The sequence below is a fragment of the Symbiobacterium thermophilum IAM 14863 genome (genome assembly GCF_000009905.1).
Classification (GTDB): Bacteria; Bacillota; Sulfobacillia; order Symbiobacteriales; family Symbiobacteriaceae; genus Symbiobacterium; species Symbiobacterium thermophilum.
In genome coordinates, this window is record NC_006177.1 from 951,719 (window position 1) to 968,251 (window position 16,533).

Here is a 16,533-nt window from a genome sequence, read left to right on the forward strand (position 1 = left end):
CTCGCAAGCGGCGCTTTTCCACTTTGCCCTCGGCGTGAAAGTCGAAAGCCTTCGGTTGCCAGCGTTAATGATCGCATCGACTGCCCCGACCTCCCAACTATCAACCTGCCCCATCGCACTGAACGCCTCGGCTTACGGGTCCATCGCACTGTTATGTTGACTCGGGACTCCTGAGCGCTGCTCCGGGGCGCTTTGCTCGGCCTCGCAAGCGGCGCTTTTTCACCTTGCCCTCGGCGTGAAAGTCGAAAGCCATCGGTGGCCAGCGTTCATGATTGCATCGCCTGCCGCAGCTTCCCCATCGTCAACCTGCCCCATCGCACTGAACGCCGCGGCTTACGGCTCAATCCCGGTGTTACGTTAACTAAGGACGCTTATGCGCTGCTCCGAACTGGTTGCCGCGAGCTTGCAAGCGGCCCTTTTTCACTTCACTGCCGGTCTGTAAGTCAAAAGCCCTCGGTCGCCATCCTGCATGCTCGCACCGACGGCGCATGCTTGCCGGCTACAATCTTGCGCCAAGGCACGGAACGCCGCGGCCTGCACGTCCATCGCGGTGTTACGTTAACTCAGGACTCGTATGCGCTGCTCCGGAGCTGCTGCCGCGAGCTTGTAAGCGACCCTTTTTCACTTCGCTGCCGGCGTGAAAGTCGAAAGCCCTCGGTCGCCAGCGTTTCACCTTCGCCCCGAATCCCGTGGCCATCCGCCAACAGCCTCTGCGATCGGACTAAACAGAGCACTTCCAGTTCACCCACCGGGGCACGTCCCGGTCCATGCCGCTCGCATCGCATGAGACGGCAATTCCGCGTCGCCCAACAGAATACCCCGGCGCCTTCAGGCGCCGGGGTCAGCCTTGCGCAGCGCTTCGCGGCCCGGCATGCGCCAGACCATCAGGAACGCCTCCACCTGGTCCCAGAAGGCGTCGGTTCCCATCTGCGCCTCCCGGGTGTCGTACGTGTTGGGCCTGCCGATGCCGCCGCCCCCAATGTCGATGATCTGCCCGTCCCTGAGCGCGAGCGTCAGGTACTGCACGTGGCGCGGCGTCACGTTGAGGCCCGTCCGGTCCGAAAGCCACTGGGCGATGGTCTCGTGGGTGGCCACCAGCTCCCGGCGGCCGGCCGCCTTCCGCTCTTCGATCAGGTCGATGAACGCATGCAGAAGCAGCGCCTCCAGGTCATCGGCCATCGGTCGCGCCCTCCCCGTCTCACGATTCGTCCTTCAAAGCCGGGAAGCTCACGATGAAGCGCGACCCCCGGCCCGGTTGGCTCTCCAGCTGCAGGTCCCCGCCGTGCTCCTCCACCATCGTCTTCACGATGGGCAGGCCCAGGCCGGTGCCGCCCACCTCGCGGACGTACGGATGTTCCGCGCGGTAGAACTTCTCGAAGATCCGCTTCTGATCGGCGGGGGAGATGCCGATGCCCGTATCGGCCACCTCCAGCTCCACCTGGTCGCCCACGGCGGAGACCGACACGGTCACGCCGCCTTCTTTGGTGTACTTGACCGCGTTGGAAACCAGGTTGGCGATGATCTGGGTCAGGCGGTCGGGGTCGGCGTTGATCAGCGGCACCTCCTCCGGCACGTTGACCGTGAACGAAAGCCCCTTCTGCTCGGCCTGCACCCGGAAGGTCTCCGCCACCTGCTTGACCACGCTGGCGAGGGAGGTGGGGGAGAGGTGGATGGGCATGCGCCCGGACTCGATCCGCTGAATGTCCAGCAGGTCGTTGATCAGGTTGGCGAGCCGGTTGGTGTTCCGGGCGACGATATTCAGGAACTCCCGCTGCTGCTCCTGAAGCGGTCCGGCCGTCCCCGCCAGCACCAGGCTCAGGTACCCCATGATGGACGTGAGCGGCGTGCGCAGCTCGTGAGAGACCGTGTTGACGAACTCGGACTTCAGCCGGTCCAGTTCGGCCAGCTCGGTGACGTCCTGGAACGTGAACAGGCGGCCGACACGGCTCTGGCCCTTGCCCACGGGGGCCGACGACCACTGCAGCGTGTAGCCGGTGGTGAGCCGCAGCTGCCCCTCGGCCACCGCCTGGGGATCGTGGACGAGGTCGCGCACGGTCTGCGGGAACGGGTCGTCTTCGGGCAGGACGGCGGCGATCTGCGCCAGCATCTGCTCCAGGGGCTCGTCCGGCACCGTCTTGCCGAAGAACTCCTGGAACATCGAGTTGGACACCAGCAGGTTCCCGCCGGTGTCGCAGAGCCAGGCGCCTGCCGGCATGGTCGAGACGATGGAGAGGTAGATGTCCAGCTGCGCCGAGGCCCGGTCGCGCTCCTCCTCCAGCTGGGCGTTGAGGATCTCGATCTGCGCCGCCTGGTCCTGCAGCGCAGCGAAGGCCCGCTTCACTTCCTGGTGGTTCTGGGCCGCGGCGAGCGCCACAGAGGCTTGTCCCGCCACGGCGTGCCAGAGCGCCTGCGCCTCGGCGTTCAGCTCCGTCGGCTCGGTGAAGGCGATGGCCACCACGCCGATGGCCCGGCCGGTGTGAACCAGCGGCACATAGACCTCCTGGACCACCGGCACGTCCCGGAGCCAGACGGAGATGTGGGTCTGCGTGTCAGGGTAGCGGGCCACCACGACCTCACGCTGCTCGACGCAGCGGGCCATGGGTCCCGAACGGGGGATGAACTGGCCCTTCAGGTCCGGCGAAAGCCAGCGCTCCGCGGCCACCTTCAGCCGGTCGGCGTACTCGTCGACGAGCAGCAGGGCGCCCGCGACGCCCCCGTACAGGTCCAGGTACTCGTCCAGGATCAGGTTGGCCAGCTGGTCCATCTCGATGGAGCCGACCATCTTGCTGGACAGGCTGTGCAGCCGGCTGAGATGCCGCTCCTTGCGCTCCAGTTCCTCGGCATGCCGCCGCACCGACTCCTGCTGGGCCAGCAGTTCCTCGTTCTGGGCGATGAGCTGCTCCTGCTGTTCCTGCAGTTGCTTCTCCTGTTCGGCCAGCGTGAGGGACATCTTGGCGAATGCGTTGGCCACCACCTGCAGCTCGCCGTCCAGCGGCGCTTCCAGCACCACCCCGCGCTCGCCCTGGGCGATCCGGTTGGCCGCCTCGGCCAGGGCCTCCGTGGAGCGGGTCACGCTCCGGGCGAAGACCAGAAAGCCGCCGAGGACCAGTACCGCCGCCAGCGAGATGGTCAGCCATGTGATCCGGACCACCTGGTCGGAGGCGACGCCCGCCTTATCCACGTCCTGGTCCATGCGCTTGGTCTCTTCCCGGATGAAGTGGTCCCGCTGCTCCTTGATCAGCTCGCCGTACTTGACGCCTTCGGTCATGAGCAGGCTGCCCACGTCGGGGGCGCCCTGCCGCATACGTGCGATCTCCGGCTCGGCCACCTGGGTCCGCCAGGCGTCGATCAGTTCCCGCAGCCTGTGCACTTGCTCAGCCTGATCGGGGTCGCCCTCGACGCTCTCCTCCAGTTCCGACAGCACCTGGTGCAGCCGGTTGAGGTTGGGCTCGTACGGCGCCAGCATCGACTCGTCACCGGTGAACAGGTAACCCCGCAGGGCGGCCGTCATCTCGGCGTAGAGCGTGGCCACCTGCTCCGCGCGCCGCACGTTCTCCTGGGTGAGCCTGGCCCGCTCCTGGAACGAGTTGAGCTGGGTGAACGTGAAGGTGAGGATGATCCCCAGCCCGACCAGGAGGGAGAGCAGGAAAAGCAGCAGGCCGAAGACGCGCAGTCGCAGGCCGGTGTCCCAGCGGTAGGGCGATTCGCTCATCCGACCGCCTCCTTGACCGTGCGGATCAGGTGATCGAGTTCAAACGGCTTGACGAGGTAGGCCGCGGCGCCTGCTGCGATGCCGGCCTGCACATCGGCCTGCTGCGCCCGGGCGGTCATGAGCACGACGGGGATCCCGCGCGTGGCCGGATCGCCCTTCAGGGCGGTCAGGCACTCCAGACCGTCCATGCCCGGCATCATCCAGTCCAGCAGGATCAGGTCGGGGGCGGTCTCACGGGCGCGCGCCAGGGCCTCCGTGCCGTCGCGGGCCAGCGTGACCTCGTAGCCGTTGTACTTCAGGTGAAAGGCGACGAGACGTGCGATGTCCGGGTCGTCGTCCGCGACCAGAATCAGCGCCATGTGACTCTCCCTCCATCTCCGGGGCGCGCCGGCCCCCGATCGCATCAGGGATCATGTCTTGAGTGTACCAGTACACAGCAACTTTGTGTGGATATGTTTTGATCTACAGTCCAGACCCTATAGACCATTCGCACCAGGCGCCCGGCGAGGTTCGCACGTGTCCATCCTGCGACGGCAGGGACGCGCGGTAAAGGCGCACACATATACGAAGCGGGCTGCAGGGGTAAACCCTACAGCCCTCTCGCCATCTGGTGCCGAAGGCGGGACTCGAACCCGCACGGGGGGTTACCCCACCCGATTTTGAGTCGGGCGCGTCTGCCATTCCACCACTTCGGCCCGAGTGCGCAGTTATGATAGCACATTACGGCACGGAAAGGCAAGAAACAGATCCCTGTCGAATCGTGCCACAGGCCGGTGCGCGCAGGGAAACGCGACGCGCCTACCGAAGTATCCCCGGAAGGCGCGCTGCTGGATTCCCTGATCTTTGCGCAGCAGACGGCCTGCACGATATAGTATAGGGATGAAACGTCAAGCCGCACAACAGCGTCTGGAACATTGCCCCGCATAGGGGGAGGAGTGAAGTTGGTGTCCAAATCCCTCGACGAACTCCTGGTCGAACGGGCAAAACGGGGGGACGTTGAGGCGTTCGAGCAGCTGATCAGCCAGCACGAGAAGACGGTGTACAACATCGCCTACCGGCTGACCGGCAACCACGAAGACGCCTCCGATCTCGCCCAGGAAGCCTTCATCCGCGCATACAGTTCGTTGGCCGACTTCCGCGGCGACTCCTCCTTTGCGACCTGGCTCTACCGCATCGTGAACAACGTCTGCCTTGACGAACTGCGCAGGCGCAAGCGGCAGAAGGTTACCTACCTGGATCAGGCCGTCGAGATGGAGGACGGCGAGGTGTCCCGGCAGATCGCCGACACGGCGGACGGGCCGGAGCAGGCGCTGGAGCGCGTGGAACTGCAGCGGCTGATACAGGAGAGCATCCTGCAGCTGGACGAGGAGTACCGGGTCGTGCTGGTCATGCGGGAACTGCAGGGGTACTCATACAATGAAATCGCAGAGGCGCTGGACCTCAACCTGGGGACGGTGAAGTCACGGCTCAACCGCGCACGGAGCGCCCTCAAAGAAAAGTTCATGAGCCTGGAACTTTTGACGCCGAGAGTCGTCTACAGGGCTAGGAGGGGAAAAGCCCATGAACTGTGACGGAGTACGTCCACTCCTGTCCGGCTACATCGATCAGGAGCTGTCCGCCGGCGAGTTGCTGCGGGTCGAGCAGCACCTCCGGCGGTGCCATGCCTGCGCGGCGGAAGTGGACGCCCTCCGGCAGACGGTTGCATTGGTCGCTTCCCTGGATGAGGTTGAGGTTCCTGCGACGTTCCACGCGCAGTTGCGCCAGCGCCTGATGTCAGAAGATCCGCCCATCGCCAGGGTGCACACGGCGGGGCGAGGCCGAAACCGGCTTCATTCCTTCCAGCGGTGGGCGATTCCGGCGGCTGCTGCCGCAGCCTTCGTCATCGGCGCGGCCGGCCTGAACCGGTTTGTGCCGCCTGCGGCACAGGTTGAGCCGCCTCCCGGGGGGGCCGTCGTGGCCGCACCCGGGTCGCACGTGGACACGGCAGAGGTGCCGGGCACGACCAATCCGCCCGGGACAGACGCACAAGAACAGCCGCATCATCCGGTGGACGGACCTGACGCAAACCCGCCGTCTGGCACCGGAGGCCGCGTTGAACATCCTGAAGGCCAGCTGACCGAACAGCTTGATCCGGGCTCAGCGGGCGTGGTGCAGACCACGCCGCCCCCGGAGACAGGCGATGCGAATCCCGCGGCCAATCCTGCAACCACGCCTGCACCCCTGGGGCCGACACGGCCGACAGGGGGTGTGACGACCGCCTCGACCTCCGGCGACACCGCCGGCCAGGTGGAGCTGTCGCCGCAGCCGCACTTCTCCGCCACCGCGGAGATGACCGTGGCGAGCCCGGCCGCCGAGGCCGCACAGCTCCGGGACCGGTTTGACCGGTGGCGGGTGCAGGAGAACGGACGGGTCGGCACCGTGGAACTGCAGATCTTCGTCCCGGCGGGGGAGTTCCGGGAAGCGGTCGCCCTGGTGAACAGCGAGCTGGCCGGCTACGGCGTCGCCCTGAAGGTACAGGAGAAGGACCTGGCCGGGCAGATCGCCGAGACGGAGGACCGCATCGCGACGCTCGAGGAAGCCCGCGAGGCCCTGGCGGCCCGGCTGGCGACCGAGACCAGCCAGGACCGGCTGGAGGAGGGCGCAAGGGAGCTGACCAAGATCCAGCAGCAGCTGGAGACGGAACGGGCCAACCAGCAGAACCTGCGGGAAGCCGTGGAAAACGGCGTGATCGTGCTGACTTTCAAGCCCGAACCCATACGGTAGGGGAGAGGCCGGGGGCTTCCGCCCAAGGGGCGGAAGCCCTTTCGGTGTGCCCGGCATGGGCGCTGACTTGGCGGTGAAAGTCCGCTACGGGCGAGGCAGCACCAGCCCGTTAGCCAAAGGCAAGGGTGTCCGTCGTGAGGCGGAATCTGAAGGAAGCCCGAGGCAAAGCCACGACCCGAGGAACACGAACCCCATAGGAGGCTGTGCCGCTCGGGTGAGCTGGCCGAACACAGCAAAACCCGAAGCTGCCAAAGGGCGGTGCGGTAGATGGGGCGGGTGCGGGGTGAAGGTCAGCGTTCTTACCCGGGGAGATCTGCCGGGAACGCCAGCAACGCTGGTAACCTGCGTCGGGAGACGCAGCTGAACCGGCAGAAGTCAGCAAAGGCCATAGTACCGGCAGGGGGACGCCCCAACCGGGAAGGGCCGAACGTCAGGAAAGGGGTGAACCCGTTGCGTTCGAGCAGCCCGCGACAAACGCAGAAGACCCCGAACGGGACCTGCTCGCCGGAGGTAGCGGTGAAGCCGCAAGGGACGGCGAGAGGGCGGAGTGGGCAGCCGGCACAAGACGGAACGTTACCCCGCGGGGAGCACAGCAACCTGATGGAGCAGGTGGTGGCCAGGGAGAACATGCTGGCCGCCCTGAAACGGGTGGAGCGGAACGGAGGCGCTCCCGGCGTGGACGGTGTCCCCACCGAACGGCTGCGGGACCAGATTCGCGTGGAGTGGAGCCGCATCCGTGAGGGACTGCTCCAGGGGACCTACAGACCGCAGCCAGTCCGCCGGGTCGAAATCCCGAAACCGGGCGGCGGCAAGCGGATGCTGGGGATTCCCACCGTGATGGACCGCCTGATCCAACAGGCACTCCTGCAAGTACTGACGCCGATCTTTGACCCGACATTCTCCGAATCCAGCTACGGCTTTCGGCCGGGGCGGCGGGGTCATGATGCGGTCAGGAAGGCACGTCAGTACGTGGAGGAAGGGTACGACTGGGTCGTGGACATGGACCTGGAGAAGTTCTTCGACCGGGTCAACCACGACGTGCTGATGGCCCGCGTGGCGCGGCGGGTAACGGATAAGCGTGTGCTGCGGCTGATCCGGCGGTACTTACAGGCTGGGGTCATGCTGAACGGGGTAGTCGTGGCGACGGAGGAAGGGACGCCGCAGGGCGGTCCGCTGAGCCCGCTGCTGGCGAACATCCTGCTGGATGACCTCGACAAGGAGCTGGAGCGCCGCGGGCACCACTTCGTCCGGTACGCCGATGACTGCAACATCTACGTCCGCAGCAAGCGGGCGGGAGAACGGGTCTACAGGAGCGTGCGCCACTTCCTGCAGGAGCGGTTACGGCTGAAGGTCAACGAGGAGAAGAGCGCAGTGGACCGGCCGTGGAAGCGGCAGTTCCTCGGGTTTAGTTTCTACAAGCACCGGGGAGTGCGCATCCGGCTGGCCCCGAAGAGCCTGAAGCGCGTGAAGGACAAGCTCCGCACGCTGACGGACCGCAACCGCAGCCAGAGCATGGAGGACCGAATCCGGCGCCTGAATGCTTACTTGCGGGGCTGGGTTGGGTACTATGCGCTCTCCGATGCCAGGTCAGCCTTTGAAAGACTCGAAGGATGGCTGAAGCGTCGGCTGCGAGCATGCGTATGGAAGCAGTGGAAGCGTGTACGCACGCGCTTTCGGGAGTTGCGCGCCCTCGGTTTGCCCGAATGGGTAGTCCACCAACTCGCCAACAGCCGCAAAGGCCCGTGGCGGATGGCAGGTGGCCCACTAAACAGCGCCCTGGGCGACGCCTACTGGCGTGCCCAGGGGCTGATAAGCCTGACCGAATGCTATGAAGCGACTCGTCAATCCTGGCGAACCGCCGGATGCGGACCCGCATGTCCGGTGGTGTGAGAGGACGGGGGCTAGCCGCCCCCTCCTACTCGATTCATGCCTGCCGTCCACAGCCCGGACCGGGCCCCCGCCCGTTTCCCGGGACAGCAGATTCAGGTGCGGGAAGGACTCCCGCAGCGCGGCATTGAAATAAGTGCAGGCGCGCCCGGTCAAGCTACGAGGGTGCGGCTGTGAGGTGACCGTGATGCCAAAGCCTGAGAAACTGCTCCTTCTCGACGGCAACAGCCTGGCTAACCGGGCGTTCTACGCCCTGCGGCTCTTCTCCACCAGCGACGGTGTGTACACCAACGCCGTCTACGGGTTTCTGACGATGCTGTTCAAGCTCCTGGACGAGGAGCAGCCCGACTACGTGGCGGTCGCCTTCGACAAGGGCCGCCAGACCTTCCGCACCGCCCTCTACGAGGACTACAAGGCGACGCGCAAGGCGCCGCCCGACGAGTTCCGGCCGCAGCTGGACCTGCTGCGGGAGGTCCTGACCGCCCTCAACATCCCCTGGTTCCGGGTGGAGAACTACGAAGCGGACGACATCATGGGCACCCTCGCCCGACAGGCCGCCGCCGAGGGGTTGCACACCCTGATCGTCACCGGCGACCGGGACGCGCTGCAGCTGATCAGCGACCGGGTGACGGTGGTGATGACCAAGAAGGGCATCACCGAGACCGTCCGGTACGATCCCGAGACCCTGAAGGCCGAGTACGGGCTGACGCCCAGCCAGATCATCGACCTGAAGGCCCTGATGGGCGACGCGTCCGACAACATCCCCGGCGTGCCGGGGGTCGGCGAGAAGACGGCGCTGAAGCTGCTCGCCGACTACGGCACGGTGGACGGGGTGTACGCGCACCTGGACGAGATCAAGGGCGCGCTGCAGGCCAAGCTGCGGGAGAACCGGGACAAGGCCGAGCTCTCCCGCACGCTGGCCACGATCAACCTGGACGCGCCGGTGACCTTCGACCGGGAGGCGCTGCGCCGGCGAGAGCCCAACTACCCGCAGGCCTACGCGCTCTTCCAGCGGCTGGAGTTCAAGTCGCTGCTGAGCCGCGTGACCCCGCCCGATGGCACCGTTGCCGCGGAGGCCCTCGCCGAACAGGCCGGGGCCGCGCAGGTGGAGATCGTCGCCGCGCGGGTGGTGGACAGGCCGGGGGCTCTGCGCCTGTCCGGTCAGGCGCCCGTGCTGGCCCGGATGACCGCCGACCCGGGGAATCCCGGCCGTCCCCGCCCGGTGGGGCTGGCGATGGGAGATCCGCCCGCCTGGCTGGAGGGTGAGGCCCTGGCGGATCCGGCAGAGCTGCTGGATTCCGGCGCCCGGCTCGTCGGCCACGACCTGAAGCCCCTGTACAACTGGCTGTACAGCCAGGGGATCGAGCCACCCGCCCCCGCCTTCGACACCGCGCTGGCGGCCTACCTGCTTGATCCCTCCCGGTCCAGCTACGACCTCGCCGACCTCTGCCGCCAGCACGGCCTGGGCGAGCTGCCTCCCGGCGACACCCCGGACCTGTGGGCGACCCGTGCCTCGGTGTTGCCCGAACTGCACCGGCGGATGGAGGCGGAGCTGGCGGCGCAGGGCGTGGACCGGCTCTACCGGGAGGTCGAGCTGCCGCTCATGCCCATCCTGGCCGAGATGGAGGCCGTGGGCGTCGGCATCGACCCGGCGGCGCTGCACGAGATGTCGGTGGAGCTGGAGCGGCGCATCCTGCAGGTGAGTCAGGAGATCTACGAGCTGGCCGGCATGCAGTTCAACATCAGCTCGCCGAAGCAGCTGGGCGACGTGCTCTTCGGGAAGCTGGGCCTCCCCAGCGGCAAGAAGACGAAGAGCGGCGGTTACTCCACCGACGCCGAGGTCTTGGAGGAGCTGGCGGCGGCCTACCCCATCGCCGCGCGGGTCCTCGACTACCGCACGCTCACCAAGCTGAAGGGCACCTACGTGGACGCCCTGGGCCAGCTGATCGCCCGGGACGGCCGCATCCACACCACCTTCGCACAGACGGTGGCTGAGACAGGCCGCCTCTCCAGCAAGGATCCCAATCTGCAGAACATCCCCATCCGCATCGAGGAGGGGCGGCGCATCCGCAAGGCCTTCGTCGCCCGGCCCGGGTGCGTGCTGCTCTCGGCCGACTACTCGCAGATCGAGCTCCGGGTCGTGGCCCACTTCTCCGGCGACCCGGCCCTCAGGGAAGCCTTCCTGCACGACCAGGACATCCACACCCGCACCGCGGCCGAGGTCTTCGGCGTCCCCATGGACCAGGTCACCCCGGAGATGCGCCGGCAGGCCAAGGCGGTCAACTTCGGGCTGATCTACGGCCAGACCGACTTCGGGCTGGCCCGGTCGGTGGGGATCAGCCGGGCTGAGGCCAGGGCGTTCATCGAGACCTACTTCGCCAAGTTCGCGGGCGTCAGGCGTTACATGGAGGAGAAGAAGGCGGAGGCCCGGGAGAAAGGGTATGTGACCACCCTCGACGGCCGCCGGCGCCCCCTGCCCGAGATCAACCACCGGGTGTTCACCATCCGGCAGAACGCCGAGCGGATGGCCATCAACACGCCGATCCAGGGCACCGCCGCCGACCTGATGAAGCGGGCGATGATCGCCGTCCGGCGGGCCATGCGGGAGGAGGGGCTTTCCGCCCGGATGATCCTGCAGGTTCACGACGAGCTGGTGTTCGAGTGCCCCGTCGGCGAGGTGGACCGGCTGGCCCGGCTGGTCCGGCGGGAGATGGAGGGGGCCATGAAGCTGGACGTGCCGCTGAAGGTCGAGGTCAAGGTCGGGCCCGACTGGTACTCGGTGCAGCCGTACGAGGGCGATCGGGATGCCTGAGCTGCCGGAGGTGGAGACGGTCCGGCGCACCCTGTGCCCGCGCGTCGTCGGGCGGCGCATCCGGCGGGTGGAGATCCTCACCCCCCGCCAGATCTATCACCCCGACCCGGCGACCTTCGCGGCCGACCTGGAGGGCGCCGTCTTCGACGACATCGAGCGGCGGGGCAAGTATCTGTTGTTCCGCCTGGGCCCCCGCATCCTGGTGGCCCACCTGCGCATGAGCGGTCATCTGTATGTGTGCGGGCCGGAGGCCCCCCGCCCCAGGCACCTGCACGTGGTGTTCCACCTGGATGACGGAGGGGAACTGCGCTACGCTGACCAGCGGAAGTTCGGCGGGTTCCACCTGCTGGGCCCCGGCGGGGAGGGCATGCCCCCGGGCCTGGCGAACCTGGGGCCGGAACCGCTTTCGCCGGAGTTCACGCCCCAGGTCCTGGCGGAGAGGCTGGCCGGGCGGCACACGTCGATCAAGGCCGCTCTGCTCAACCAGGCGCTGGTGGCGGGGCTGGGCAACATCTACGCCGACGAGGCCCTCTTCTGCGCCCGCATCCACCCGGCCCGGGAAGCGGGCTCCCTGACGCCGGCCGAGGTGGAGCGGCTGCATGGCTGCATCCGCCGGGTGTTGCTCCGGGCGGTGGAGCGTCGGGGCACCACGTTCTCCCTTTACCGGGACGGCGAGGGCAACGAGGGCGACATGTACGATGAACTGCAGGTCTTCGACCGGGCCGGCGAGCCCTGCCCCGTCTGCGGCACGCCCATCCGGAAGGTGGCCGTGGCGCAGCGGGGGACGCACTTCTGCCCCCGGTGCCAGCCGGTGCCGGAGGGGGTTGCACTGTCGCCCCGGCGGGCCCGCCCGGGCCGGCGGGGCAACAGCGTGCGGGTGGCAGCGGAGCCGCCCGGCACGTACGAGTGAGCCGTGGACCGGCTGCCGCGCGGCATGCGCATTCCGGAGGCGGCCGGGTGGCCGGTCCGATGCGTTCTTTGCTGCGGCGGCCGCCGCAGTCCGCCCGGGTGAGCAAGTACAACGCGGAGGGTGAACCCTGTGCAGTATCTCGTGTTTGAGTTTCCCAGCGAAAAGGAGCTCCGTGATACCGTAAAGAAGCTCTGGGACGGCTACAACGTCTCCGGCGAGATGGCCATCAAGCCCATCGGCAACGGGAAGTGGCGGCTGGAGATGTACACGGAGAAGGAGCTGAGGGAGTCCACGCTCGAGAAGTTCGCCGACTACCGCATCGAGGGCGACTAGGATGCGCATCATCGGGCTGACGGGCTCCATTGCCAGCGGCAAGTCCACCGTGTCTGCCATGCTCCGGGAGCCCGGGGCCGCGGTGATCGACGCCGACGCCATCGTACACCACCTGCAGCTGCCGGGAACGCCCGTGTTCGAGTCCATCGTCCGGGAGTTCGGCCCGGGGGTCGTGCGCCCGGACGGCTCGCTGGACCGGCAGGCCCTGGGGCGGATCGTCTTCGCGGATCCCGGCCGGCGCCGGGCCCTGGAGGCGATCGTGCACCCTGCGGTGCGGGCCGAGATCTGGCGGCAGGTGGAGCAGTACCGCCGGGAAGGGCGGCCCGCCGTGGTGCTGGACGTCCCCCTGCTCTACGAGAGCGGCTGGGACCGGCAGGTGGACGAGGTCTGGGTCGTCTGGGTGGATGCGGAAACCCAGAAGGCTCGCCTCATCGCCCGCAGCGGCCTCTCCCCCGAGGAGGCGGAGGCGCGCATCGCCGCACAGATGAGCCTGGACGAGAAGGCGAGGCGGGCGGACCGGATCATCGACAACCGGGGCTCGCTGGACCGGACCCGGGCACAGGTGGAGGCGGCCTGGCGGGCGGCCTGCGGCGGTGAGGGGGGCGAACCGGCGGCGGGTTCAAGCGCTCACCATGGGGCAGGTTCGGTCGACCCGGGGGCGGGGCCATGCGACGGCCCGGGAGCAGCGCCGGAAGCGGAAAGGCGGGGCGGGGACAGGTGAGGCGCCGAGGCCGGGCACGGCGGCGGCTGCTGACCCTGCTGGTGCTGGCAGCGCTGGTGTTGGGCGTGCGGGCTGCGGTGATGAAGGGCTACCCGCTTGCCTACCGATCGGAGATCACCGAATGCGCGCGGGGGCACGGGATCGATCCGTACCTGATTGCCGCCGTCATCCGGGCGGAGTCCCGGTTCCGTCCCGAGGCGACGTCGCCCCAGGGCGCCCGGGGGCTCATGCAGCTGATGCCGGACACAGGTCGATGGGTGGCCGCCCAGATGGGGCTTCCCTACGACGACGCCTACCTCTACGACCCCGTCTACAATATCCGGCTGGGCTGCTGGTACCTGGCGGCGCTGCTCGGCGAGTTCGCCGGGGACCCCGTGCGGGCGCTGGCCGCGTACAACGGCGGCATGAGCAACGTGTACAGCTGGCTGGATACCCAGCAGTGGACAGGAGAACGGGATACGCTCTCGCAGATCCCCTTTTCGGAGACCCGCCACTACGTGGCCAACGTGCTCCGGGACCAGAGACGATACCGCCTGATCTACGGCGACTGGAAGCCGGAGAGGACGGGAGGCGATGATGGTGCGTAATTCGGATATGGACGAGCTTGCCCGCCGAAGGGCCGCCCGGGAGCGCGAGGCCGGCGGGGACGACGACACGGTCCGGTTCACCTGGACCGACACCCTGGCGATGATCATCGCCGCGTACCAGGTGCTGATGCCCATCGTGCTGCTGATGATCGGCATCCTGTTGGTGGTCTATCTGCTCTTCCGCGTGTTCTTCCACTGATTATCCGTTGATGTTCCGATGCTCTTCTGCTGACCTTCTCCTGACCGAATGCTGCATCCGCTGCACCCTGGCCCGCGGAAGGGCCGGGGTCTGTTGCGCCCTACTGTCCTGACCCTAGTCCGAACAGGGGGGGGTCAGTTAGGCAGCGTATTGAATCCACTGCCAGAGTCCTACTAAACTCGGATTACACGAGAAATTGCTGCCATTTCGGGGGGAGAGGGTGGTGATAGGGTGAGCAAGCTGACGCGGGACTGGCGCCCGTTGCTGTTCATCGTTCTCGGTGCGGGAGCGGTGCTGGTGTCGCACTTCTTCCTGCACACCTGCACTGACCACGGTCACTTCATGGAGACGGCGGCCGGCACCCTGGTGCCGATGCGCTGCCACTGGTCCGAGCGGGCGTTCCAGGGGGTGGGGGCCCTGGTCGCCTTCGCCGGCTTGGCGATGTACGTCTTCCCGGATGCCGCGCGCGGCCTGTCGTTTGCCGTGGCCGGGGCCGGCCTGCTCATGATCCTCATTCCGATGTGGCTTGTGCCCACCTGCGACATGCCCGGGATGGTCTGCAACCTCAGCTTCAAGCCCGGGGCGTACCTGACGGGTGGCATCACGGCCCTGTCCGGGCTCGGGGGCACGCTGCGGCTCCGCCGGCTGGATGTCATGGGGGGAGAGCGGAGTGCGGTTTAGCGAGAGACCGGGAATCCTGCGGCTGGCAGCCCGCAACCTCCTGCGGAACCCGGGGCGCACCCTGGTGGTGCTGCTGGGGGTCATGGTCGTGGCCGGCACCGCATTCGCCGGCGGGCTGATCGGACGCGGGGTGTCCTTCGCGGTGAGCCGCGGACTGGAGCGGCTGGGGGCGGACCTGATGGTCGTCCCGGAGGGCGCCGCTGAGAAGACCCACACCGCCCTGGTTATGGGGCTGCCGACGGCGTTCTACATGGAAGGTGCCGGACGGCTGGAGGCCATCCGGGCGGTGGAGGGCGTGGCGGCGGCCTCGCCCCAGATCTTCGTGGAGACGCTGGCCTCCTCGGCCTGCTGTACCGGCCACCTGATGCTGGTGGGGTACGATCCCGAGACCGACTTCACCGTGAAGCCGTGGCTCCGTCAGAACCTGAAGCGTGAGCTGGCCCCGGACGAGGTGCTGGTGGGCAACCACATCCTCGGGGTCACCGGCGATCCCCTGCTGTTCTACGGCTCCACCTTCAGGCTGGCCGCCCGGCTTGACCCCACCGGCATGGGGATGGACGAGACGGTCTTCCTCCCGGCGCCGGCGGTGTGGGAGATCGCCGAGCGGTCCAGGGAGCTGGCGACCGAGCCGCTGGAGATTCCCCAGGGGCACGTGTCGGCGATCCTCGTCAAGCTGGAGGACGGGGCGGACGCCGCGCAGGTGGCCGCCGAGATCGAGCGGCGGTTGGACGGGGTGACGGTGATCACCGCCGGCGAGATCGCCCGGTCGGTGGCCGATGACCTGTCCGTGCTGATGGCCAGCCTCCTGCCCGTGCTGATCTCGCTGGTGCTGGTGGCCGTGCTGCTCTTCGTGATCCTGTTCTTCGCCATCGCCCGGGAGCGGACTCGGGAGATCGGTCTGCTCCGCGCCATGGGCGCGACGGCCGGGCAGGCCACGGGCGCGCTGGTGTTGGAGGCGGGGCTGCTCAGCGCCCTGGGCGGCCTGGCCGGGGTACTGGCCGGCTCTGCGGTCTACGGCCTGTTCAAGGAAGCCATCATGGTGTCGTATACCCTGCCGTTCCTGTACCCGCCGGGCGCCGAGCAGACGCTCCTGGCGGCGGCGGTGGTGGCCGTTGCGGCCGCCGGCGGCGTCCTGGCCGCGGCGGTTCCGGCACGCCGGCTGGCCAGGTTGGAGCCCCACGAGGCCATCCACGCGCATTAGAGGAGGAAGATGCCCCGTGATCCAGCTGTACGAGGTGACCAAGACGTATCAGACACGAAGTCAGCGCGTGGTGGCCGTGGCGCCGCTTAGCGGGCGCATCGCACGGGGCGAGTTCGTCATGATCACGGGCCGCTCCGGGGCGGGTAAGTCCACGCTTCTTGCCCTGATGGGCGGCCTGACCCGGCCGGACGGGGGCCGGGTGACGGTGATGGGCCAGGACCTGTGGGCGCTCTCCGACGCGGAGCGCGCCCGTTTCCGCGCCCGGCACATCGGCTTCGTCTTCCAGTTCGCCAGCCTGATCCCGACCCTGACCGTGCTGGAAAACCTCCTGATCCCCGCGTCGTTCCTGCCCCCCGGCGAGGGCGGCGACCGCAAGCGGGCCCTGGAGCTCCTGGAGCGGGTCGGCCTGCCCGACTGCGCCGACCGGCTCCCGTGGCAGCTGTCGGGCGGCCAGCAGAAGCGGGTGGCCGTGGCGCGGGCCCTGCTCAACCGGCCGGAGGTGCTCCTGGCTGACGAGCCGACGGCCGATCTGGATGAGGAGACCGAGCGGGCCATCGTCGAGCTGTTCGTGGAGGAAAACCGGGCCGGGACCACCGTCGTCATGGTCACGCACAACAAGGATCTGGTGCCCTTTGCCAGCCGCCACCTCATCCTGAACGCGGGGCAGGTGCATCTGGCGTCGTGAAGGGCGTGTGGAGAAAGTCCGTCCGGCGTGGTGAGGGTCCGA

15 protein-coding genes and 1 tRNA gene are annotated in these 16,533 nt (G+C 67.8%); 12 read left to right on the forward strand and 4 right to left on the reverse strand.

The features are described 5' to 3' along the window. Positions 1 to 828: 828 nt before the first annotated feature. The 4 genes from STH_RS04350 to STH_RS04365 form a co-directional block, all read right to left on the reverse strand. Positions 829 to 1,179 carry a hypothetical protein gene (locus STH_RS04350; protein WP_011194975.1) on the reverse strand — a complete coding sequence of 117 codons (351 nt, stop codon included), beginning with the start codon at positions 1,177 to 1,179 and terminating at the stop codon, positions 829 to 831. A 19-nt stretch (positions 1,180 to 1,198) separates the two neighbouring features. Next, positions 1,199 to 3,712 (reverse strand): ATP-binding protein, encoded by a 2,514-nt coding sequence (locus STH_RS04355; protein ID WP_011194976.1) that lies wholly within the window; start codon positions 3,710 to 3,712, stop codon positions 1,199 to 1,201. After that, entirely contained in the window at positions 3,709 to 4,071 is a 363-nt protein-coding gene (locus tag STH_RS04360; protein ID WP_043713355.1) for a response regulator, read from the reverse strand. The genes STH_RS04355 and STH_RS04360 overlap by 4 nt, the downstream gene beginning before the upstream one ends. Positions 4,072 to 4,320: 249 nt before the next feature. Then, positions 4,321 to 4,407, reverse strand: a tRNA-Leu gene (locus tag STH_RS04365). 249 nt (positions 4,408 to 4,656) lie between these two features. Between STH_RS04365 and STH_RS04370 the strand changes: the two genes are divergently transcribed. From STH_RS04370 to STH_RS04425, 12 genes are all read left to right on the forward strand, one after another. Beyond that, positions 4,657 to 5,283 carry an RNA polymerase sigma factor gene (locus tag STH_RS04370; protein ID WP_011194978.1) on the forward strand — a complete coding sequence of 209 codons (627 nt, stop codon included), beginning with the start codon at positions 4,657 to 4,659 and terminating at the stop codon, positions 5,281 to 5,283. Next, entirely contained in the window at positions 5,273 to 6,475 is a 1,203-nt protein-coding gene (locus tag STH_RS17825; protein WP_011194979.1) for a zf-HC2 domain-containing protein, read from the forward strand. Before STH_RS04370 ends, STH_RS17825 begins: the two co-directional genes overlap by 11 nt. Positions 6,476 to 7,075: 600 nt before the next feature. Continuing rightward, the gene (ltrA, locus tag STH_RS04380; protein WP_011194155.1) at positions 7,076 to 8,365 is read left to right on the forward strand and encodes a group II intron reverse transcriptase/maturase; all 1,290 of its coding nucleotides are present in this window, start codon (positions 7,076 to 7,078) and stop codon (positions 8,363 to 8,365) included. Between the two features lie 184 nt (positions 8,366 to 8,549). Continuing rightward, on the forward strand, positions 8,550 to 11,174 hold the full coding sequence (gene polA / locus STH_RS04385; RefSeq protein ID WP_011194980.1) for a DNA polymerase I: 2,625 nt from the start codon (positions 8,550 to 8,552) through the stop codon (positions 11,172 to 11,174). Then, entirely contained in the window at positions 11,167 to 12,084 is a 918-nt protein-coding gene (gene mutM / locus STH_RS04390) for a bifunctional DNA-formamidopyrimidine glycosylase/DNA-(apurinic or apyrimidinic site) lyase (protein ID WP_011194981.1), read from the forward strand. The genes polA and mutM overlap by 8 nt, the downstream gene beginning before the upstream one ends. Before the next feature lie 129 nt (positions 12,085 to 12,213). Then, on the forward strand, positions 12,214 to 12,417 hold the full coding sequence (locus tag STH_RS04395; RefSeq protein WP_011194982.1) for a hypothetical protein: 204 nt from the start codon (positions 12,214 to 12,216) through the stop codon (positions 12,415 to 12,417). A gap of 1 nt (position 12,418) precedes the next feature. Then, positions 12,419 to 13,138, forward strand: coding sequence for a dephospho-CoA kinase (gene coaE / locus STH_RS04400; protein ID WP_011194983.1), 720 nt, complete (start codon positions 12,419 to 12,421; stop codon positions 13,136 to 13,138). Then, entirely contained in the window at positions 13,135 to 13,725 is a 591-nt protein-coding gene (locus STH_RS04405; protein WP_043713359.1) for a lytic transglycosylase domain-containing protein, read from the forward strand. The genes coaE and STH_RS04405 overlap by 4 nt, the downstream gene beginning before the upstream one ends. Then, positions 13,718 to 13,924, forward strand: a complete 207-nt coding sequence (locus tag STH_RS04410; protein WP_011194985.1) for a hypothetical protein — start codon at positions 13,718 to 13,720, stop codon at positions 13,922 to 13,924. The genes STH_RS04405 and STH_RS04410 overlap by 8 nt, the downstream gene beginning before the upstream one ends. Before the next feature lie 231 nt (positions 13,925 to 14,155). Further along, complete coding sequence (locus STH_RS16915; protein ID WP_011194986.1) at positions 14,156 to 14,605, forward strand: DUF4418 family protein; 450 nt, start codon at positions 14,156 to 14,158, stop codon at positions 14,603 to 14,605. Further along, the gene (locus STH_RS04420; protein ID WP_011194987.1) at positions 14,595 to 15,806 is read left to right on the forward strand and encodes an ABC transporter permease; all 1,212 of its coding nucleotides are present in this window, start codon (positions 14,595 to 14,597) and stop codon (positions 15,804 to 15,806) included. The genes STH_RS16915 and STH_RS04420 overlap by 11 nt, the downstream gene beginning before the upstream one ends. Positions 15,807 to 15,822: 16 nt before the next feature. Continuing rightward, positions 15,823 to 16,491 carry an ABC transporter ATP-binding protein gene (locus tag STH_RS04425; RefSeq protein WP_043713366.1) on the forward strand — a complete coding sequence of 223 codons (669 nt, stop codon included), beginning with the start codon at positions 15,823 to 15,825 and terminating at the stop codon, positions 16,489 to 16,491. The last annotated feature ends 42 nt before the right edge of the window (positions 16,492 to 16,533 follow it).

Bases quoted from the DNA above. Each gene is read 5' to 3' on its own strand.
- polA (WP_011194980.1), top strand. From the start codon at position 8,550: ATGCCAAAGCCTGAGAAACTGCTCCTTCTCGACGGCAACAGCCTGGCT.
- coaE (WP_011194983.1), top strand. From the start codon at position 12,419: ATGCGCATCATCGGGCTGACGGGCTCCATTGCCAGCGGCAAGTCCACC.
- mutM (WP_011194981.1), top strand. From the start codon at position 11,167: ATGCCTGAGCTGCCGGAGGTGGAGACGGTCCGGCGCACCCTGTGCCCG.
- STH_RS04355 (WP_011194976.1), bottom strand. From the start codon at position 3,712: ATGAGCGAATCGCCCTACCGCTGGGACACCGGCCTGCGACTGCGCGTC.
- STH_RS17825 (WP_011194979.1), top strand. From the start codon at position 5,273: ATGAACTGTGACGGAGTACGTCCACTCCTGTCCGGCTACATCGATCAG.
- STH_RS04350 (WP_011194975.1), bottom strand. From the start codon at position 1,179: ATGGCCGATGACCTGGAGGCGCTGCTTCTGCATGCGTTCATCGACCTG.
- STH_RS04360 (WP_043713355.1), bottom strand. From the start codon at position 4,071: ATGGCGCTGATTCTGGTCGCGGACGACGACCCGGACATCGCACGTCTC.
- ltrA (WP_011194155.1), top strand. From the start codon at position 7,076: ATGGAGCAGGTGGTGGCCAGGGAGAACATGCTGGCCGCCCTGAAACGG.